General features: G+C 67.5%; 17 protein-coding genes. 8 read left to right on the forward strand and 9 right to left on the reverse strand.

Annotated elements, in window-relative coordinates; all coding sequences use genetic code 11:
* The first annotated feature begins 313 nt into the window (after window positions 1-313).
* A complete protein-coding gene (locus tag OXU32_11805) occupies window positions 314-865 on the forward strand; it encodes a hypothetical protein (GenBank protein ID MDE0074633.1) in 552 nt (183 codons plus the stop codon).
* A gap of 5 nt (window positions 866-870) precedes the next feature.
* The gene (locus tag OXU32_11810; GenBank protein MDE0074634.1) at window positions 871-2,247 is read left to right on the forward strand and encodes an aminotransferase class V-fold PLP-dependent enzyme; all 1,377 of its coding nucleotides are present in this window, start codon (window positions 871-873) and stop codon (window positions 2,245-2,247) included.
* 155 nt (window positions 2,248-2,402) lie between these two features.
* Here OXU32_11810 and OXU32_11815 read toward each other — a convergent pair whose 3' ends face one another.
* Window positions 2,403-3,653 carry an ATP-binding protein gene (locus OXU32_11815; GenBank protein ID MDE0074635.1) on the reverse strand — a complete coding sequence of 417 codons (1,251 nt, stop codon included), beginning with the start codon at window positions 3,651-3,653 and terminating at the stop codon, window positions 2,403-2,405.
* Window positions 3,654-3,846: 193 nt separating this feature from the next.
* Between OXU32_11815 and OXU32_11820 the strand changes: the two genes are divergently transcribed.
* From OXU32_11820 to OXU32_11830, 3 genes are read left to right on the forward strand one after another with little or no spacing between them, the layout of a single operon-like run.
* Window positions 3,847-5,013 carry a cation:dicarboxylase symporter family transporter gene (locus OXU32_11820; protein MDE0074636.1) on the forward strand — a complete coding sequence of 389 codons (1,167 nt, stop codon included), beginning with the start codon at window positions 3,847-3,849 and terminating at the stop codon, window positions 5,011-5,013.
* A gap of 38 nt (window positions 5,014-5,051) precedes the next feature.
* The gene (locus OXU32_11825; protein MDE0074637.1) at window positions 5,052-5,735 is read left to right on the forward strand and encodes a hypothetical protein; all 684 of its coding nucleotides are present in this window, start codon (window positions 5,052-5,054) and stop codon (window positions 5,733-5,735) included.
* Window positions 5,732-6,028: a hypothetical protein gene (locus tag OXU32_11830; protein ID MDE0074638.1), complete on the forward strand. Its 297-nt coding sequence runs from the start codon at window positions 5,732-5,734 to the stop codon at window positions 6,026-6,028. Before OXU32_11825 ends, OXU32_11830 begins: the two co-directional genes overlap by 4 nt.
* Window positions 6,029-6,115: 87 nt before the next feature.
* On the opposite strand, the gene OXU32_11835 is transcribed toward OXU32_11830, so the two are convergent.
* The 7 genes from OXU32_11835 to OXU32_11865 form a co-directional block, all read right to left on the reverse strand.
* Window positions 6,116-6,493, reverse strand: a complete 378-nt coding sequence (locus OXU32_11835) for a type II toxin-antitoxin system VapC family toxin (protein ID MDE0074639.1) — start codon at window positions 6,491-6,493, stop codon at window positions 6,116-6,118.
* A gap of 2 nt (window positions 6,494-6,495) precedes the next feature.
* Window positions 6,496-6,747: a type II toxin-antitoxin system prevent-host-death family antitoxin gene (locus tag OXU32_11840; GenBank protein MDE0074640.1), complete on the reverse strand. Its 252-nt coding sequence runs from the start codon at window positions 6,745-6,747 to the stop codon at window positions 6,496-6,498.
* Window positions 6,748-6,793: 46 nt separating this feature from the next.
* Window positions 6,794-7,411 (reverse strand): HAD-IA family hydrolase, encoded by a 618-nt coding sequence (locus OXU32_11845; GenBank protein ID MDE0074641.1) that lies wholly within the window; start codon window positions 7,409-7,411, stop codon window positions 6,794-6,796.
* Window positions 7,412-7,427: 16 nt separating this feature from the next.
* Window positions 7,428-8,792, reverse strand: a complete 1,365-nt coding sequence (locus tag OXU32_11850; protein ID MDE0074642.1) for a DUF1080 domain-containing protein — start codon at window positions 8,790-8,792, stop codon at window positions 7,428-7,430.
* A gap of 43 nt (window positions 8,793-8,835) precedes the next feature.
* Entirely contained in the window at window positions 8,836-13,161 is a 4,326-nt protein-coding gene (locus OXU32_11855) for an Ig-like domain-containing protein (GenBank protein ID MDE0074643.1), read from the reverse strand.
* Entirely contained in the window at window positions 13,161-14,507 is a 1,347-nt protein-coding gene (locus OXU32_11860) for a Gfo/Idh/MocA family oxidoreductase (GenBank protein MDE0074644.1), read from the reverse strand. Before OXU32_11860 ends, OXU32_11855 begins: the two co-directional genes overlap by 1 nt.
* A 157-nt stretch (window positions 14,508-14,664) precedes the next feature.
* Window positions 14,665-15,666: a hypothetical protein gene (locus OXU32_11865; GenBank protein MDE0074645.1), complete on the reverse strand. Its 1,002-nt coding sequence runs from the start codon at window positions 15,664-15,666 to the stop codon at window positions 14,665-14,667.
* A 96-nt stretch (window positions 15,667-15,762) separates the two neighbouring features.
* Here OXU32_11865 and OXU32_11870 point away from each other — a divergent pair, with 96 nt between their 5' ends.
* Both OXU32_11870 and OXU32_11875 read left to right on the forward strand, forming a co-directional pair.
* Entirely contained in the window at window positions 15,763-16,701 is a 939-nt protein-coding gene (locus OXU32_11870; GenBank protein ID MDE0074646.1) for an ATP-binding cassette domain-containing protein, read from the forward strand.
* Complete coding sequence (locus OXU32_11875; protein ID MDE0074647.1) at window positions 16,698-17,957, forward strand: ABC transporter permease; 1,260 nt, start codon at window positions 16,698-16,700, stop codon at window positions 17,955-17,957. Before OXU32_11870 ends, OXU32_11875 begins: the two co-directional genes overlap by 4 nt.
* A gap of 24 nt (window positions 17,958-17,981) precedes the next feature.
* Here OXU32_11875 and OXU32_11880 read toward each other — a convergent pair whose 3' ends face one another.
* Window positions 17,982-18,989, reverse strand: coding sequence for an SDR family oxidoreductase (locus OXU32_11880; protein MDE0074648.1), 1,008 nt, complete (start codon window positions 18,987-18,989; stop codon window positions 17,982-17,984).
* A gap of 193 nt (window positions 18,990-19,182) precedes the next feature.
* Here OXU32_11880 and OXU32_11885 point away from each other — a divergent pair, with 193 nt between their 5' ends.
* Window positions 19,183-20,409, forward strand: coding sequence for a 6-bladed beta-propeller (locus OXU32_11885; GenBank protein ID MDE0074649.1), 1,227 nt, complete (start codon window positions 19,183-19,185; stop codon window positions 20,407-20,409).
* Window positions 20,410-20,419 lie beyond the last annotated feature (10 nt).

Here is a 20,419-nt window from a genome sequence, read left to right on the forward strand (position 1 = left end):
ACCCGCAATCGGCGGGAGTCAAACGGCTGGAATCCGCCCATCCAATCTCGTAAGTGCAACTTCCATAGGAAGATGCGAATTCACTCGCGTCCGCCGGACGGGCGAATCGTCGTCACGGACGTGAGACGCCTGGCTTTTCCCCACCCGCGAGGGCGCAGCGATCTTCTCGGACGGCATTCGCAAGATCATGCGCACCGACCTGTCGTCGGAGGAGGCGCGAGTCGAGCCGTTCGTGGAAGCATGGGCGCCGCCGGAAACCGAAGCGAGGTTCGGGAGTCTATCCGAGGTGGCGAGCGGCCCTGTATGGGGATTCGTGCCGCCTCTGGTCTTTGACGCGCTGCCGGGGGGCGGGATCGCGTTTTCGGATTCTTCCACGTATGCGATCAAGGTGACCGGGCCGTCCGGCCAGGTGTTGCGGATCCTACGCCGCCCAATCGTCCCGCAGCCGGTCACCGGTCGGCTGAGGCGGGCGGAGATTGACCGCCAGTTGGCGGAATTGACCTCGGACGACGATCCGGGGCTTGGCAACGTCCCTCCGACCGCTCGGGCGATGCTGGCAGGATTTCGCGCGGGCCAGGAGCAAGCGATCGAAGAGATGCAGTTCTTTCCGGAAGTGCCGGTGCTGTACGCGTTGCGCACCACCTGGGAAGGCAATCTGTGGGTTCAACGACGCGGAGAGGAACCGGACGTAGACCTCGGTCCGATCGACGTGCTTACACCGAGTGGCCGCTATCTGGGCACGCTCGACGGGCGGATGCGGATGCCGGACGAATTCGGCCCCGGTGGCCTCGTAGCCTTCATCGAAAAAGATGAGTACGATGTTCCGGTCATCGAGGTGAAGAGACTGCCGCCGGGAATTCGCTGAGACGAATGGCTTCAGAAGAATCTCTACCGGGATTCAGGCCCCAGGCGATCCCCCGACGCAGCTTTCTTCGCCGATCTGCGGGGGCGCTGGCGCTGGCTCCGGTGGTGCCGGTTGGGCAGCTCGCCCTGCTGGGCGGGCGGGATGGCGCGGGCGCTGAGCACACGACCGGCCCGGCGGCGGAAGCGGCTTTGCGACCGACCGGCCAGACAGCACCCCAAGAGGCCTGGGTCGCCCGCGCCCGCGCCGAAATCCCGGCCTCGACCGGCAGCCTCTACTTCCAGACCGGCGGCATCGGCCCCTCCCCCGAGGCGGTTATCGACCACGTCCAGGAGCGTCTCGCCTTCCAGAACGAAAGCCCCGCCGAGCCCCGCATCGCAACCGACATGGGCCGCATCGAACCCGACCTGCGGGCGCAGCTCGGGCGCGTATTCGGCGCCGGAACCGATGAGGTCGCGCTCACCCACAGCACCTCGGAGGGAATCTCCATCGTCGCATGGAGCCTCAACTGGATGCCGGGCGACGAGGTCGTGATCTCCAACACGGAGCATCCCGCAAACGTCATCCCGTGGTACGTCCTGCGGGACCGGTTCGGGATCGTGATCCGTGAGATCGACCTGAGCACGGGGACGGGACTCCTCGACGAGGTGCGCGGCCAGCTCTCGGACCGCACGCGCATGGTGAGCGTCAGCCATGTGTCCCGGAACAACGGACGGACGCTGCGTACCGATGAATCCGCCGAACTGGGCGCGCTGCTCCGCTCCCGCGCCGTGCGCTACCACCTCGACGGCGCGCAGGGCCCCGGCTGCGTCCCCACCGACTTCCGCGCACTCGGCTGCGACTGCTATTCCACCTGCGGCCACAAGTGGCTCCTGGGACCCAAGGGGACAGGCGCGCTCTTCGTACGGCGGGAGGTGCTCGACGACGTCCAGCTCAGTTGGGCAGGCTCGCACAGTCACGCAACCATGGACTACGAAGGCGCCTACACCCTGCTTCCGAGCGCCGCCCGCTACGAATTCGGCACGCGCGCCCTCGCGGACTTCGCCGGTTTCGCGCGCGCTGTGGAGTGGATGGAGGACGTCGGTCTGGCGCGGGTCGAGGAGCGGATCCAGTCCCTGGTCGACCACGCGATCGAGGCGGTCGACGGCACGGACGGGCTGGGCGTGTCGTCCCCGCGCACGCGGCCGGACCGGTCGGGCGTGTTCGTCATCGAACTGCCCGAAGGGTGCGACGCCACGCAGCTCTACAACGAACTGCGCGAAGACGATGGGATCCTCGCGTCGCCCGTCCGGCAGCCGCGCGATTTCCGGCTGTCGATCCACTTCTTCAACACCCGCGACGAGATCGACGCGGCGATCGCCGCGATTGGGGCGCGGTGCGGGTGAGTATGGGACCCCAGACGTTGTGGATCACGGAATGCGAAATGTCGACCAATCGAGAGGCCGATCAACGTCCGAATGAAAGGTTGGTGTCCGTCCAAACGAAAGAATATCGTTCGTCCAAACGAAAATACCAAGCGGTATCCCACGCCACGGACAGGCTATCCGGCGCCCTCCATGAGCTGCCGCAGCGGCACCGCAAACAGCCGATCGCCAAACGGCACCGTGGCTTCCCCATCGTACAGGACCACGCCAGCGGCGAATCGCTCTCGCAGTGCCTCCCGGAGCTTGCGGAGACCGCGAAAGTCCCCTGTTCCCACCGTCCCCGACGCCTTGACCTCGACGCCCGCGACCCCGGTAGCACCACGCTCGATGACGATGTCCACCTCCGCCCCGTCCTTGTTGCGGAAGTGGTGGAAGGACATGCGCGCATCGTTCCAGCTGGCCTGTCGCCGAAGTTCCTGGAACACGAAGGTCTCGAGAAGCTGGCCGAGCAAGGTACGGTCGTAAGCCAGAGCCGGACCGTCCAGGCCAAGAAGCGAAGAGGCGATTCCAGTGTCGCACAGGTGTAACTTCGGCCGCTTGATGAGCCGGCTCAAGCGGTTGCTGTGCCAGGCCGGAACGCGCTCCACAAGGAAGACCCGCTCAAGCAGCGTCGTGTAGTCGCGTATCGTCGGCCGACTCACCTCGAAAGGCGCGGCCAGGTCGCTCGCGTTGAACATCCTCGCGGTCTGGCTTGCGGCGGCCGCGAGCAGCCGCGGAAGGATGTCGAGCTTCCGGATGCTCGCGAGGTCGCGTACATCGTGCTGGACCAAGGCATTGACGTGATCGTTGTACCAGTTGGCGCGCCGACGGCCCGGCGGACGGGTAAGCGCTGCCGGATACCCGCCGGCGACGATGCGAGCAGGAAGGCGGTCACCCAGCCGGGCAGTGTGTCCGATCGCGAATTCGGCTGCGAACAGCGCATCCAGGAAACCGGAGTCACTCTGTTCCAGCTCGCACTGCGCCAGCGGATGGAGCCGGAGCGTCTGAAGGCGGCCAGCCAGCGATTCCGAGAGTTTCGGCACCAGGAGCACATGCGTGGAGCCGGTGAGCAGGAATCGTCCGGGGACGCGCCGCCGGTCGATCTCCATCTTGAGGGCCGTGAACAGCGAAGGCGCTCGCTGCACTTCGTCCAGAATGACTCGCGCGGGGAGGGCAGCGGCGAACCCCAGCGGATCCTCCTCGGCGGCGCCGCGAACCACATCGTCGTCGAAGGTGACGTACCTGTATCCGCGCGACGCTCCCACGATCCGCGCCAACGTGGTCTTGCCGCACTGGCGGGGCCCGTGAATCAGGACCGCCGGCGAGTCGGCGAGCGCGTCAAGCAGGTGCGGCTCGACGAAACGGGGATACAACGTGGTGTCGATCATCGTCCAAACGTAGCGTTTGTATCGTCTAAACGAAAGAACAATGTTCGTCCAAACGAAAACGCTACGGTCGTTCAAACCAACAAACCAAGCACCTGCACCGGAAATTGTCAAACATCGCCTTCCGCGGCTATGATATGCGCGCCCGAACCGAAAGGAGGCAAGGCTGCCGGCAACCCGCAGGATCCCCACGTATGTGTGGACGTTTCTGGCTCTGCTGGCGGGTCTGACGGCAGGGGGTCTTCTCCCGGGCCCTCTCGCCCCCGTCGCCGACGCCACCGCCACGCTCATCGCGTGGGTGGTCGCCATTGTGCCGCTCCTGATCCTCGCGGCCCTGAGCCCGGCCATCGCCACCCTGGTGCGGCGCGGGCTGGCGGGTCGTTTCGCGGGAGCGGTGGTTCTCTGGTACGTCTTCACGTCGACCGTCGCGGGGCTCATCGCCCTCATCACTTCCGCGGTCATCTTCCGCATTCCGCTGACCACGGGCGGCCGGGGCGTGTGGACCGAAGCCGCGACGATGCTCGAGAGCCTCGGGGCGGGAGGCGCCTCGTGGCCGCTCCTGGCGATCCTCGCGGGCGTCCTGCTGGGGCTCTGGGGCGCCCGCCACGACCCGACGTACCGGGTGCTCAAGCGCATCGCCGACGCCATCGAAAGCGCGGGCAGCGGGCTCGCCTATGTGATGCTGCCGCTCATCCTCGCCTTCGGCATCACCCTGGGCGTCCGCTTCGGGGCGCGGCTGGGGCTGTCCCACTACCTCACCATGACGGCCTACACGGGCGCGCTCGTGCTCGTCTGGTGGACGTTCTACACGTTCGTGCTCGTGCGCCGGGTCGGGCGCCGGCCCGTAGGACCGGTGCTGAGCGGATACTACGTCCCCACGGCCGTGTTCGCCGCGGGCACGTGCTCGTCGCTGGCGACGCTCCCCGTCAACCTCGCCAACGCCAAGCGGGTCGGCGTGCGCGACGAGGTGGCCGACTTCGTGCTGCCGTTCGGCGCGGTGGTGAACCTGGACGCCAGCGCGCTGGCCTACGTCGCCTACGGGCCCTTCGTCGTGAGCCACGTCTTCGGCCTGGAACTCAGTTGGATGATGATGCTGGCCGCGTGGCCCGCCGTCGTGCTCTTCACCATCGCCGCTCCGGGGCTGCCCGCGGGGATGGGGACGGCGCTCTGGAGCGCGACCCTCTTCGCGAGCATTCTGGGGCTCGAGGGCCCGGCGCAGGGTGAGTTCATCGCGAGCTGGATCGCCCTCTCCGGAGGCATCCCCGACATGCTGCGCACCGCGACCAACTGTACCGGGGACGGCTACACCGCGATCATCTTCGATGGCCGGTTCGACGAGTTCTTCGGGAGGAGACGTGGCTGAGGTGGGCGTGACTGCAGCGGGCAGCGGCGGAGGCGGGAATGTCTGAGGTGGGCGTGGACCTGTCCCCCGGCGCGCGGCGGCTCGTGCACGTGAACGGACGCGTCCAGCCGGGCGAGGCGGTGCTGGTGGTGACCGACCCCACGATGCGGCGCTACGCGGATGCCGTCGCCGGCGCCGCGCGCGAGGCCGGGGCGGCCGTCACCGTCAGCGTCATCCCGGTGCGGGACCAGGACGGCCAGGAGCCGCCCCCGTCCGTCGCGCGCGCCATGACCCAGGCGGCCGTGATCTTCTCCCCGGTCCGCATCTCCATCACCCACACGCGGGCGATGCGGGCGGCCCTCGAAGCGGGCGCGCGGGTGTGCATGATGACCGCGTACACCGACGCGATCATGACCAGCCCCGCCCTGCTCGAGACCGACTTCGAGGCGCAGGCCCACGTCTGCCGCCGGCTGGGCGCCGCGTTCACGGAGGGCCGGACGGTCCGCCTCACCTCCCCGCGCGGCACCGACCTCCGCTTCGGTATCGAGGGCCGGGCCGCCAACGTGCTGACCAACATCCCCGATCCCGGGCAGTTGGCGCCCGTCCCCGACATCGAGGTCAACGTGGTGCCGGTCACGGGTTCCGCCGAGGCACGATCGTCGCCGACGCCTCCGTACCCTATCTCGGCATCGGCATTCTGGAAGAGCCCATCGTCTGCTCGGTGCGCGCGGGCTACATCGTGAAGATGACCGGCGGCGCGCAGGCCGATTCCCTGCGCGAGCACCTGAAGTCGTTCGGCGACCGGCACTGCTTCAACGTCGCGGAGCTGGGCGTGGGCCTGAACCCGAACGCCCGCCTCACGGGGGAGATGCTGGAGGACGAAGGCGTGATGGGCACGATCCACATCGGCATCGGCACGAGCCACACGCTCGGAGGGGAGATCGTCGCCCCCACCCACTACGACCTGCTCATGTGGCAGCCGACCATCTCCGTCGACGGACGTATCGTGCAGCAGGACAAGCAGGTGCTGGTGTAAGGCGGCCACCACCGATAGCGACGCGACGGGGCCCGGTGTCCTCCGCCAAGGGGGAGTCGTCGATGAGCCGGGAGGACCGCGCGCTCGTCAGACCGCCATGGTCAGGACGTCATACAGACGCATGCGCTCGTCTCTTGTGACGAGGACAAGCCCTTCGGCTTGCGCCTGCGCAATCAGCATCCGGTCGAACGGGTCACGATGATGCAGCGGCAGAACCGCGGCTCTCTCGACGTGCTCGAAGGTCAGCGGAAGGTGCTCGAACTGCTTCGCCTCGACCACCGCGCTCAGGCTGTCCGGCGCGACGAGCCGACCCTTGGCCTTCCTGACCGCGATTTCCAAACCTGACACCGCACTTACGAAGACCTCGTTTCCGGGATCGGCGATGGCATCCCGGGCGGTCTCGTCGATTTCACCCCAATCCGACACCCACCACAGAAACGTGTCCGTGTCCAGGAGAAGGCGCATCGTCAGTCGGTGCCCGGGAAGAGCGTGTAGTTTTCGAAGGCCTCGACGATCTCTTCATCGTCCGCGTCGAAGTCGGGCCCGATGCGGATCTGGCCCTCCAGCCCACCCGGCTGCCGGCGTTCCAGTCGCTCCCGATACGGAATCAGCCGCAGCCACGGCTGTCCCGACTTGCAGATCACGACCTCCTCGCCTTGCCACGCCCGTCTCGCCAGACGCGACAGCTGCGACTTCGCCTCGTGCATGTTGACCTTCATTGGGCTTTCACCGGCCGGAGATAGTATCTAGCTAGACCAAGCTAAGCTAGATACTGGCGATCACGCCGTCCAGCTTCCTCAGATCGTCGACCACCGCGACAGCGAGCTTCTCCGCCCCGCCCCCATCCAGCCCCGCCGGATTGTGCCACACGACCTTGAGGCCCGCCGCGACCGCGCCCCGGATGTCGCGCGGCGAACCGGCCACGAACAACACCTCGGCCGAGGGGACGCCGAGGGCTTCCACGCCCGCGTCATACATGCGCGGGTCGGGCTTGTAGAACCCTGCCGATTCGGCCGTGACGACCGAGCGAAAAGGGGCTCCGACCAGCTCGGCCGCGCGCACGCCCAGCACCTGGGAGCAGTTGGTCGCGACGCCGATCGGCATTCTTCGGGCAATTCGCCGCAACGCCGCTCCCGCCCCCGGCCACGGGGCCAGTTCGTCCCAGCGCGCCTCCAGCTCGCCGGCGAACGCGCGCGGCAGGCCGACGGCGGCCGCCGACTCCTCCACGAGATCCAGGTACGGCACGTAGGCGCCGGTCCCGTACGTGAGCCGCAAGTACTCGAAGCGCCAACGACGCCCGCGCTCCTCGCTCCCCGCGATGTCGTCCCAGAGCGACCACGAGTCGATCAGCGCCGAGAGCAGGTCGAAGAGGACGGCTTTCACGGAATCTCCGCGCGCCTCATCCCCCGAGGTCCACTATCCGGAGATTCCGCCAGCGCACCTTGATCCCGCCGCCATCGTGGATCTGGAGCGCGATCGACCCCTCGGCTTCGCCGATCTGTGCATCCTCGAAATCCACCATGCGGGTCCCGTTCAGCCAGGTCGTGACCCGGTCGCCCACCGCCCGGACCCGCAGCGTGTTCCAGTCGCCCATCTTCAGCGCAGCGTCGAGCGCCGGATCGGGCTGCACCAGCCAGCCGCGCCCGTAGGACTCGTAGATCCCGCCGGTGAAGAGTCCCGGCGGCGCCACTTCGGCCTGCCAGCCGGTCACGACCGTGCCCTCCACGCTGGAGCGGAAGAACACACCGCTGTTGCCGTCCGCCTCCTGCCTGAAGTCGACGGTCAGATCGAAGTCTTTAAATAACTGTTCTGTCGTCAGGTAGCCGTATTCGGCATCAGGGCCGCTTTCGCACACCAGTTCCCCGTTCTCGACATACCAGCGCTCGGTTCCGTGCACGCGCCAGCCGTCGAGGTCCTCGCCGTTGAAGAGCGAAACCGGCCCCAGCGGAAGAATCTTGATGTTGCGATAGAAGACGTTGCGCCCGTGGTCCTGGAGCCCGATGGGACCCGAGGCCGCGCGCCCGTAGCGCGGATAGGGCGCGAACTTGCTGGCCCCGACCAGTGCCTCCCACTCCGGCGAGCCGAGCTCGTACTCCACCGTCTTCACGCCGTTCAGCCAGTGCTCCACATGGTTGTTCGCGATGCGGATGCGGCCCTCGTTCCACTCGCCGGGGCCGTGCAGGGTCTTCTCGCCCGCGGCGTGCAGGTCGTAGTTGTCGCCGGTGAGGTGGGTGCGCATGTCCATCGTGCCCATCTCGATATACGCGGTGTCGTCGAGCACCTGATACTCGGGGGCGTTGAACCAGATCTCGGCGCCTTCCTCCTCGATCACGCGGTAGAGGACGCCGCTGTTGGCCACCTCCGAGAGCATGAACTCGAATCTGAGGTCGAAGTCCGCGAAGGACTCGGTGGTGACGATGTCGCCGCCCACCGGGACATCGGGATCCACGGCGGTTGCTCCGACCACAAGCACGCCGTCGATCACCGCCCAACCCGTGTCGGGGAAGGACTCGCGGTTGTAGCCGCGCCAGCCATCCGTGGTCTCGCCGTCGAAGAGGAGGCGCCAGCCGGCGTCGCGCTCGGCGTCGGTGAGGGTGTTGGGGGCTGCAGCCTGTGCCGTCCCCGGAGCGGCCATGTCGGAATCGGGCGTGGTCTGCTCCGGAGCGTCGGCGGCATCTGCGCACGCCGCGGCCAGGACGCACCCCGCGAACAGCGCCACCGCGAGCAGCCCGCTGACTTGCGATCCCGCTCTTCCTCCAGCCATGAAGCCATGTCTCATCGTCTTACGCATTTGTGTATTCCATCCATCAAGGCACCGGTTCCGGCAATCCATAGCTGACCAGCACGCGCTCGCGAGGCACGGCCCTGGAACGCCCGTCAGCTGCCACCGTCGCACCGGCCGCTTCGGCGGCCTCGCCCCGCAGGATGGACCGGATCCGTCCGGTTGCGCGGTCCGTCACGATGGCCACCGGCGACGCGCGCGTCTCCCGGTCCAGCGTCGCGGTGCCTTCCGGTCCGGAGAGCACGATGCGCTCCAGTGCGGCGATGCGATCCTCGGCAAACGGGAGAAGGAAGAAGAAGCTGCCGCCGCCCTCCGAGACCATCTCCATGTCGAAGTCGAGCGCGAACGCGCGGCTGCCATCCGTGGAAAAGCCTTCGACGCGATAGGGACCGGACCCCGAGGGCAGCTGCGCCGGCGCGTCGAGCGCGAACGCGGGATCCAGGTGAAGTTGGCCCTCGGCGCTCACGTGGCCGCGCAGCAGCAGCCGGCTTCCCCGGGGTTCGTCCCGGGCGGCCAGAGCGCGTGGGCTGGTCTCCGCGCGGAGCCGGTACTCGAGCGCCTTCCTGAAGTTGTAGTCGCTGATCCATTGCGGATGGCAGTAGGACATCAGGTCGTGCGTCGAGGAGTCCACCAGCTCCTCGGATCGGGCGTCGTAGCCGAGCACGCCGATACTGCCGTCCGGATAGGGGTAATCCGGATCGATCTGCCATGGATTCCCGCAGGGCGAGTGCATGAGGCTCATGCTGTGACCCAGTTCGTGCGCGAAGACCTCGGCATCGGGGACGCCGAGCCCGACCCGGCCCTCCACCAGGGCGATCCCCCGAATGCCTTCGTCTCCGTCGCGGTTCACCACGCCATACCAGTATCCGCGGCCGCCCTCGGCCTTCCGGACCAGCTCGATGTCCTCGAGGATGACGATCCATTCCGCGCCCTTCGAGGCATCCGGGGCCGATGCGATTCTGAGCGGCTCGCGCACGGTCAGGTTGAGTTCACCGACCGGCAGCACAGCCCGCATGAACTTCACCGGCGGAGCTTCGGCGTCCTTGACCCATTCCCGCACGTTCGCGTCCGCGCTGGATCCGGTCACGACGGGTACGATGGTGAGATCCAGGGGCGGCAACTCGCGCACGTCGAGGGGAACCCGCACTTCATCCAGCGTCGCTCTGGGCATGGTGCTGTCGGGATCGATCCGCACGGCCATCTCGACTCCGGGACGCAGCGCCGCCGCCGGGATCGCAGCTTGATACCACTGGTCCAGTTGCCCTGGAAGGCTCTCGGCCAGGCCGCGGGACGATTCAAGCGCCATGTCGGCCGCGTGGGCCTCGCTGCCATCCACGACGAACGCGGCGCGGGCACTCGGCCTGAAGTCGTTGGCCCGGTCCGCGGTGGCCAGAACCCGCACAAGCCCGGGACGCCCGGCGATGAGCGGAACCCCGCCGCCGACGCCCTGGGTGGCCTGCGACAGGTGTGCTTCCGCGACTGACACCGAGAAGATCCCGTCGCAGGTCGGCCCGGAGCGGGTCTCCACCGACTCGAGCCAGGTCTGGAACCATGCCACCTCGGGGGCGCAGGCGCCGCTGTTTCTCCAGTTGAAGTCGGAAAGCGAACTCAGGCTGGTCAGGATGCCTGGGAGCGCGCCTCCCAGTTCGTTGTCGGACAGGTCCAGGCGTTCCAGCGTCCCGAGCTGCGCGAGATCGCGTGGGACCGGTCCCGAAAACCCGTTGCCCGACAGGTCGAGGGCCTCGAGTTCCAGCAGGTTTCCGAGGTCCGGGGGCAGACGGCTCGTCAGCGCGTTGCCCTCCAGGTCCAGACGCTTCAGGTCCAGGAAGTCGCCCACCGCGGGAGGGAGCGTGCCCGAAAGCCCGTTGTCGGGGAGGTCCAGCGCCGTGAGCAGGCTGTCCTCCACGGTCACGCCGAACCACGAAGCCACGGGTGCATCCCTGAGCCAGTTCGCGTTGTTGGTCCAGCCCGCACCGCCGGTCGCCTCGAAGAACGCCGTGAAGATCTCGCGCGGCGGGAGCGTACAGCCAGGGCCTCCCTGGTGGTTGAGGATACTCGCCAGCCATGACTGGAATACGCGATCGCGCGGGGCGCACAGGGCGGTGGCCTGCCAATTGAAGTCGTCCAACCGGACCTGCATGAGTTCGCGGGGAAGCGCCCCGGTGAGACCGGCGTTTCTGAACACCGAGAGGTACTCCAGGTTCGGCAAATTCCCGAGCTGGGGCGGCAGTGCGCCGGTCAGCAGATTGTTGCCCACCGCCAGCGATTCCAGGTTCGTCAGGCGGCCGAGTCGCGGCGGGATCAGGCCGAAGAGCCGGTTGGTGCCGAGGCTCAGCCGGACCAGTCCGGTCATCCGCGTAACGCTCGTGGGTATGGGCCCGGTCAGGAAGTAGTTGCTGGCGAGATCGAGGAATTCCAGGTCGTCCAGGTCATCCATCCACGCGGGGATGCCTCCTTCGAACTGGTTGCCGGACAGATCCAGGTGGCGCAGTTGGCGAAGCTGCCGGACGACCGAAGGAATCGGGCCGTCGAGCGAGTTGCAGGTCAGCGACAGGTATTCGAGCGCGCGGAGCCTGGCGAATGCGGACGGGATCGTGCCGGTGAACTTGTGTCCCCGGAGATCCAGCTCCTTCAGGCGGACCAGATTCCCGAGTTGCGGCGGGAGCCGTCCCGAGAGCACATACCGCGGACGCGGGGGCGTGAGCGTGAGATCGTAGCTCACCGCGAGGTTCAGGCTCTCGAGTCGGATCAGGTTGCCCAGCTCGGGTGGAAGCGTGCCCGTAAGCCGGTTTCGCGAGAGCGACAGTGTTTTCAGGTTCGCGAGCTTTCCCAGTTCCGGCGGGATCGACCCCGACAGTTCGTTCGAGTCGAGAGAGAGCGTCTCGAGATTGGCAAGTTCGCCGAGTTCGGGCGGAATGGGTCCCGCCAACCGGTTGCCACCGTTCCGGAGGCCGGTCGCAAAGCTGAGCGGCGCACCCATCGGGATGTCGGTCACCAAGCCGGCTCCGTGCTCGCGGCCTGCGTCGGTGCGCCTCGCCCACGAGAGCCAATGCAGGCTTCCGCCTCCCCGTGCGGATCCGGACCAGCCGATGTCGCTTCCGTTGCGCGCACTCGACTCGGGAGGACTGGACGGCCGATAGCACCAGGTCTGGGGGACCGTAGCGGCGTCGAGCAGGAGCTCCCTGAGCTCATCGAGGCGACCGAGTTCGGGCGGAATGTGCCCCTCCAGGTTGTTGGCGACCAGGTCAAGACCGACGACCCGTCCGTCAGCGTCGGTATCGACACCGTACCAGTCCCCCAGCGGCGCGTCGCTGAGCCAGTTGCGGTTGTTCCTCCAGAAACGGCCTTCGGTCGCGTCGTACACGGCTTCGAGGATCGCGCGGTCCTTGGCGGCGCCCGCAAGCAGGCTCACCGTCACCGCCGCGCTTCCCGCGACCGATGCGGTCGTGGCCGTCACCACGCCGGTCCCTTCACGTACCGCGGTCACTAGGCCCGTGGCGCTCACGCGCGCCGCCCCGCGGTCGTTCGACCACTCGAATTCCATGTCGGGCACTTCCGCCCCGTTCGCGTCCAGCGCCCGGGCAGCGAGCTGCGCCGTGGTGCCGACGGAGAAGAGCGTCACCCAGCCAGGCAACACCTGCACCTCCGCCACGGCCTGTTCCACGTTCACCGTCGCCTCGCCGGACACCGTCCCGGTGGTGGCCGTCACCACCGCGCTCCCGTTCCTCACCGCCGTCACCAGGCCGTCCCTGTCCACCGCAGCCACCGAATCGTTGCTCGACCACTCGAACACGTGTGTCCCCGGCACCCCCCGACCTTGCGAGTCGAGGGCCTCGGCCTCCAGCCGCAACGTGTCCCCGATGGCAATCAGCGTGGCCGAGTCGGGCGACACCCGTACCTGCGCCACCATCTGCTCGACGGTCACGGTCGCGACCCCCGTCGCCGCGCCGCTCGCGGCCGTCACCACCGCGCTCCCGTTCCCGATCGCCGTCACCAGGCCGAAACCGTCCACCCGCACCACCGACGCGTCGGTGGTCGTGTACGCGATCGGAACCCCGGTCATCGGGTCACCGTTCTGGTTGAGCACCGTGGCGGCGAGTCGAATCGTGTCGCCCAGCGCGTCCAGCGTCACCGACGAGGGTTCCAGGGTGACGGTCGTGGCGACCAGCCCGGGCGGCGGGGGCGGAGCCAGCACCGCGGGCACTTCGTCTCCGCAGTTGACGATCAGGCACAGGATGGCTGCCAGGCAGAGGACTCTCGAGCGGCGGTAGTTCGCCGCCCGGGCCGTCCCTCTCGCCGGATCGGGTCCAGCCGGCACGGATGTCATCCCGCTCGTCGGAGCCAGATCCATCAGGCGAGTCTCATCGCGTCGGGATCCCAGCGCACGATCCGGTCCTCGAAATAGCTGAGGTTGCACGCCAGCGCCGGAGCCGCCGCGCGCAGGCCGAAGACGGCATCCTCGATGACCGGCGGGCCTCCGCGGATCGCCTGGAAGAAGTTGAAGAAGTGATCGACGTGCGCGCCCCGGTAGCCGCGCTCGACCTCATAGCGGGCCTCCGCCGGCGGAAGCATGCGCACGCGCGCGGGGAGACCGCCTTCGCCCGCCGCCGCCTCGGCCATCTTCTCCTGCGAGAAGGCGTCCATGGGATCGACCGCTACGTTCTTGCGCAGCACCACGTCGGTCCAGGTCACGTCCATGGCGCCCTCGCTTCCCACCAGCCGAAGGAAGGTGCTGCCCGAGGTGCCGTCCACGAAGTTGACGCGCAGCGAAAGATTGAACCCCGGATGCGCGTCCGTCTCCGGATAGTCGAAGACGCCGAGGAGCACGTCCGGCACCTCCCGCCCGTCCTTCCAGTAGCGCAGCCCTCCCGCGGCCTGGATGCGCGTGGGTCCACGCGAAGAGACCACGAAGTGGAGGCTGGAGAAGAGGTGGACGAAGAGGTCGCCGGCGACCCCCGTGCCATAGTCGCGATAGTTGCGCCAGCGGAAGACCCGCAGGGGGTCGTAGGGCCGTTCGGGGGCCGGACCCAGGAAGCGCTCCCAGTCGACGGTCTCCTCCGAGGCGTCGGGCGGGATGGGGTACTGCCATGCCCCGATGGGATCGTTGCGCGCCCAGAAGCCCTCCGCATAGTTGAGATGCCCGATGGCGCCCTGCTCGTACAGCTCCTTCGCCTTCTCGTTGCCGAGCGAGCTCATCCCCTGACTGCCCACCTGGAATACGCGTCCCGATTCCTCCTGGGCGCGGATCAGATCGTGGCCTTCGGCGATGTCGTGCACCATCGGCTTCTCGCAGTAGACCGCCTTCCCCGCCCTGAGCGCGTCAATGGAGATGGGCTGATGCCAATGGTCAGGCGTGCCCACGATGACCGCGTCGATGTCGTCTCGGACGAGGACTTCCCGGTAGTCACGGGTGGTGAAGATGTCGCCATGGCGCTCGCGGGCAGCGTCGAGGCGCCCGTCGAAGATGTCGCAAGCGGCCACGAGTTCGACGCCGGGGATGCGCAGCGCCGTGTCCACGTCGGCAATGCCCATCCCGCCCGCGCCGATGACGGCCAGGCCGACGCGGTCGGAGGGGGCAACCTGACCGGGCGGAATCGGTTCCCGGGACAGCGTCCGGCGGACGGTTCGACTTCCTTCGGCTGCAAGCGCCGAAGGGAGACCCGCGGCGAGTGCGGACCCGGCTACCGCGGACTTCACGAAGTCCCGGCGGGTCCGGGAGCGAGGTTCGGATCTTGACAGTGAACGGGGCTTCGTTCTTCCGGTTTCGGTCATGATGAAAACGCGTGTGGAAGTCCGTGCGAGAGCGCTGTTCGCCAACGCTTGCGTCCGACAACCTAATTACACGTCGATCCGGTCAGCAAAGGTCGGATTTGTCGATGACACCGTCGGGCAGCAGGAGCCGATCGGCGATCGCGGCGATCTCCTCGGCCTCGCGCCAAGCCTGCTCCAGGCGCCACAGCTCACCTTCGAGCGCGCGCCGCTCATCTTCCTCGTGGAGGGCCATCTCCAGCGCGAGCCGGACCGGACCGGGCATCCTGACCAGAGAGCCGGGAGTTCCGTGGCGAAGATAGCCCTCGCTTCGGATCGCGATCTGCTCGAGGAATGCGTGCGCATGCCCGCGTTCGCTGATCTCCGAGACGGCGGCCTCCACCGTGCGCGCCTCGCCGCCAAGAGCGTTGAGGGCTGGGAGCGTGGCTCGGAGCACGCGCAGCGCGTCCTCTCCTTCAAACCACTCCGCCGAAGTGATGTCGAAGCGCTGAGGCAGCGCCAGCACCCGAAAGAGAGACTCGTCGTCGGTCGGCCGGATGCGCATCTCACGGAGACCACGGGCGCTCATCCGCCTGAGCAGCCCATCTTCCGGCCGAAAGCGGATTGAGGGACGAACGTAATTTAACAGATTCACCCAGTAGGCTCCCTCGAAGGCCAGGAGCGCACCCACGGCACCTCCCGCGACGCCCGCCACGGCCACCCCACCGGCCAGCCCCAAGCCCGCCACGGTCCACCGCAGGATGCCGCGCCTGCGCCTGCGCCCGAACTGGTCTCCGTAGCGCCAAGCGGCGAACTCCGCCCGCAGCGGCTTCCCGATCCGCACCAGTTCCAGCCCCTCGGGGTGGCGCGCCAAGCCGACGTTCTCCGAAGACATGCGCGTGCGGGTGTCGCGAAAGAGCTTGTCGCATGTCTCGACCGCTTCCCAGCGTTCCTCCAGCGGCGTCAGATTCCAGCGCTCGCACCTCCGGCATACGACCCAGAGACGTCCCCTGGCCGCGTCGAAGGCGAGCCGTCGCCCCACTGGAAAGGTCTCGACGACCTCGTTGGCGCCCAGGGACCGCTGGCAGAACATACATGTGGTATACATGGCATTCGGGCCTGCTTCTGAACATTCCGGCTCCACAAACGTACCTGCCAACGGCCATCGAAGTCATCTCAAGCCTCTTCAGCAGAGCGCCGATACGTGAACGAAACAGCAGTCCGGCTGTCGGGCGTCACCAAGTCGTTCGGGGCGCACACGGCGGTTTCCGACTTCGACCTCGACATCCCCCGGGGCACGATCCTCGGATTGCTCGGCCCGAACGGATCGGGCAAGACGACGACGATCCGCATGATCATGGCCATCCTGCTGCCGGACGAGGGCTCTGTCGAACTGCTCGGCGGCTCACCCGACATGAAACGCAGGGGCCGGGTCGGATATCTGCCCGAGGAACGGGGCGTCTACCCGAAGATGAAGGTGATCGAGCAGCTCGTTTTCCTCGGTGAACTCCGCGGTCTGGCGCGGCGCGATGCGCGGCGGCGGGCGACGCAATGGCTGGACCGGCTGGGTCTCGAGGACTGGGCGGCCAAGAAGGTGCAGGATCTCTCGAAGGGGATGCAGCAGAAGGTTCAGTTCATCGGTACGATCCTTCACGACCCGGACCTCCTCATCCTCGACGAGCCCTTCAGCGGGCTGGACCCGATCAATCAGGACGTGCTGGAGTCGATCGTCCGCGAGGAGAGGGAACGCGGCAAGACCATTCTCTTCTCCACTCACCTCATGGAGCAGGCGGAGCGGCTGTGCGAGCGCGTCTGCATGATCTCCCGGTCCCGCAAGGTGCTCGACGGCGACCTCAGGGAGCTCAAGCGGCGGGAGCGGACGGGCGCGATGGCCGTGGAATTCGAAGGCGATGCCGGCTGGCTCCATCGGGCAGGCGTTGTCGACGCCGAGAAGGTGAACGGCGCCTGGCACATCCCGCCGGGCCGGATCTCCCATCACGAGCTGCTCGGCGCCGCCATGCGCGAAGGCGTGAACCTGCGCCGCTTCGAGGTGCTGGAGCCCCGCCTGCACGAGATCTTCGTGCGCCACGCAGGGGAGGAATCGACCGAACCGGCGATGCTGCCCAAGGGAGGCGCTCGGTGAGACAGGTCTGGGTGGTGCTGCGGCGGGAGTACCTGGAGCGGGTCAGGACGAAGGGTTTCATCATCGGCACGATCGCCCTTCCGCTCTTCATGATCGGGATCATGGGGCTCAACATCTTCATTGCGGTGCAGGCCGCGGACTCCGACCGCGAGCTGGCCCTGGTGGACTTCACGGGCAGCATCGGCGAGGAGGTGGCCGGGCGGCTCGACGGACTGGGCTACGACGTCGAGGTAATGGGATCGGACGTCAGCCTGGAAGAACTGGATCGCCAGGTCATCGACGACGAACTGGAAGCCTACCTGGTGCTCGACGACCGCACGCTGTCGGAGGGGGTGTTCGCCTACCACGGGCAGGACTCGCCCGGCATCACGCGCGTGGCCCTCTTCGAGTCCGCGGTGAACGACGTCGCGCTGGAAAGCTACCTGGCGACGATCGGTACCGGGGAAGAGCTGCGGTCGCTCATCGAAGGCGGGCGGCTGGAATTCGAATCGGTCGTCGAAGTGGAAGACCAGGCGGAGGCCGAGGCGGCCCGGATGTCGGGGATGGCCTTCGGCTTTGGCGGAGCCTTCTTTCTGTACATGGCCACGCTCCTCTACGGGGCCTTCGTGCTCCGGTCCGTCCTCGACGAGAAGCGGAACCGGGTGGTGGAGGTGGTGATCTCGTCGGTTACCCCGTGGCGGCTCCTGCTGGGCAAGGTGCTCGGCGTGGGATCGATGGGGCTGACCCAGATGGGGATCTGGGCGGCGTCCGCGGGCATCCTGCTTCTCGTCGCGGCACCGATCATCGCGGTCCAGATCCCGAACGCGGACCTTGAGCTCTTCACGCAGGTCCTGCCGGGGCCGGGCGCCCTGGTGCTCCTCATCGTTTTCTTCCTTCTCGGCTACTTCCTCTATGCGTCCCTGTTCGCGGCGGTCGGGGCCATGTGCGCCACCGAGGAGGAAGCCGGACACGCCCAGTTCCCGGTGATCATGCTGCTCATCATCCCGTTGATCCTGCAGTCGGCCACCCTCGGGGGAGGCACGATGCCGTGGATGGACTGGGTGGCGCTCTTTCCGTTCTTCAGCCCGATCATGATGTTCCCGCGCGCATTGCAGGGAGCGGTGCCCTGGTGGATGACGGGGCTGTCGCTCGTCTTCATGGCCGGCGCCGTGGTGGGCACGTCGTGGGTGGCCGGGAGGATCTATCGCGTCGGGATTCTCATGCAGGGGAAGCGGCCCACCCTGCGCGAGCTGGTGAGGTGGGTGAAGGAGGCCTAGCAGCTCACGGACTGCCAGCCGGGTTCATTCGTGCCGTGCGAGCCAGGTGCGGAGGCGCTCAGCCTCCCTCGCGGCGGACGAGTCGAGTTCCGCCTGATAGAGCCGGCTGCGTACGACAAAAAGGTCCATTTCGTCCGGCGGCGCGTCCCGAGAGAGGATCTCCCGCACCTTGCCGAGGAAGAAGCTGCCCCAGTCCGGCCTGCGCCCGTCGACGTCGGTGAAGCCGTACTCCTTCGCCAGCTCCCAGCTCGAGTAGAGCCCGCCGCTCTTCCGGGCAACCTCGGGGTCGGCGGCGAGCGCCGCGATCGCACGGCCGACGAAGCACGGCGTCTCGGACTCGGCGAAGTACTCGTCCTTCTCGATGGCGTCGCGCCAGTTGCCCTCGGAGACCCCGAAGTGGTCGAGCACCGCCTCCGAGCGCAGGAATCCGGGGGTGACCGCCAGTGCCGTCACGTTGTGGGCGTGGAGGTCGCCGGCCATCGCGTAGGCGAGCCGCACGACCGCGTTCTTGGCGAGGTCGTAGAAGAGGTTGCCGCGGTAGCCGAAGGTGTCGCCGTCCGTGACCTCGACGATGAGCCCGGTGTCGCGTTCGACCATCGCCGGCACGCCGTGGCGGCTGGTGATGATGTGGGTGTGGACGGCGCGCTCGAGCAGCTCCGGCCCCTTGGCGGTGGAGAGCTCCCAGAAGGGTGTTCCCCACTCGGTGAGCGCGTCGCCGCCCCAGATGTCGTTGACCAGGATGTCCAGCCGGCCTGCCTCAGCGCGGATGCGCGCGAAGAGCCGCTCGACTTCCGACTCGATGGTGTGGTCGGCGCGGACGGCGATGCCACGGCCTCCTTCCGCCGTGACGAGCTCCGCTGTCTCCTCCAGCGTCTCGGGGCGGCCGGGGGTGGCGGGGCGGCCTTGGACGCTGCGGCCCGTGCAGTACACCGTCGCGCCCGCGGCCCCCAGCATGCGCGCGATGCCTCGGCCTGCGCCTCGCGTGGCGCCGGCGACGACGGCTACCTGGCCCTGGAGTGGAAGGACCGGCACGGTGCCTCCTTCGCTCTGGAGGATGGGAGTTGGTTGTCTTCGCTCGAAGATACAGCGACTTGCAGCTGCGGCGTCCCGCGACCCATGGTACGCCGATGCCGACACAAAGCGCGATGAACCGAAGCGAGCGTCGCCCCGGGACAACCCGAGCGAGCCGCGCGAGCCGCCCATGGGCCCTGTAGTGGACCCCGTAGTGCGTTTGAAGCGACTCATCGCAGTGGCGATGGTCACCGCAGCCACGTTTGGCTGCAGCGCGGACTCGCGCGTCGCCAGCGATTGGGCGGGCACCATCTACGACAGCGCCGGGGTGACCGTCGTCGCCAACCCCATAGCCGGCCTGTGGACGGAAGCCACGGCCTGGAGGCTCGAGGAGGAACTGCGCATCGGCGTGGTGGACGGCGATCCGATGCGGGAGTTCGGGTCGATCAGAGGTCTGGCGGTTGACGACTCCGGCCGCATCTACGTTCTCGATTCGATGGCCCGCGAAATCCGGGTCTTCGACCCTGACGGCAAGTTCCTCAGCGCATTCGGCCAGCGGGGGAGCGGACCGGGCGAACTGAGCTCGCCATCCGCCGTATTGATCGGCGGGGGCGACACGATCCTGGTACCGGATGTCCTCAATGGACGGGTACAGAGGTTCCTCACGGATGGATCGCCCGCCGGCCATTCCCCAATGGACCTGGCGGGCGGGATCCCTATCGACTGGCGCGCCCGGGATGGGCTCCTGCTTGAAGTACTCAGGCCACATCCCTCATCTGCCACCGGCGACGCGTCCCGGACCCTGTTACTGCTTCGGAACAGTGGCGGCGAGGTGGTCGACACGTTGCTCGAAATGGAGGAGAGCGGAGCGCTCGAGTATCGCAACGGCATGGCGCACATGGTCGCGTTTTCGCCTGAGCCGCGATGGACATTGCTCGAAGATGGTCGCCTGGCAAGCGGGCGTCTCTCGGCCTACCGGCTGGAGATTCGGGATCTGACTGGCCGCTTGGAGCGCGTCGTCACCAAGTCGTTCGAACCCAGGCCTCTACGCGACTCCGACCGGCGGGCGCTGCGCGAGCGCATACGAGCGTCCTACGGGCGTGGCCCTCTGTCCGCCGACAGGGAACACATGATCCGCACCATGGAGTTCGGAACGCACTTCCCCGCGTTCGCGAACCTGTTCGGAGGCCCTCACGGAACCCTCTGGGTGCAGCGGGCGCTTCAGGTGTCGGCGTTCGGACCCGACGACGATGTGGAGTTCGGCCTGCACGCGTTCGCCACGCCCGAGCACGACACCTTCGACCGCGAAGGACGCTACCTGGGCACGATGACACCACCCAGGGGTTTCGATCCGATGATGTCCCGGGGGGAGCATCTCTACGGCGTGCAGCGCGACGATCTCGACGTGCAGTACGTCGTGCGGCTGAGGGTCGTGCGGTGAAGTCGCCGCT

Source organism: Gammaproteobacteria bacterium (genome assembly GCA_028819075.1).
In the GTDB taxonomy this organism is placed as follows: Bacteria; Gemmatimonadota; Gemmatimonadetes; order Longimicrobiales; family Gaopeijiaceae; genus BD2-11.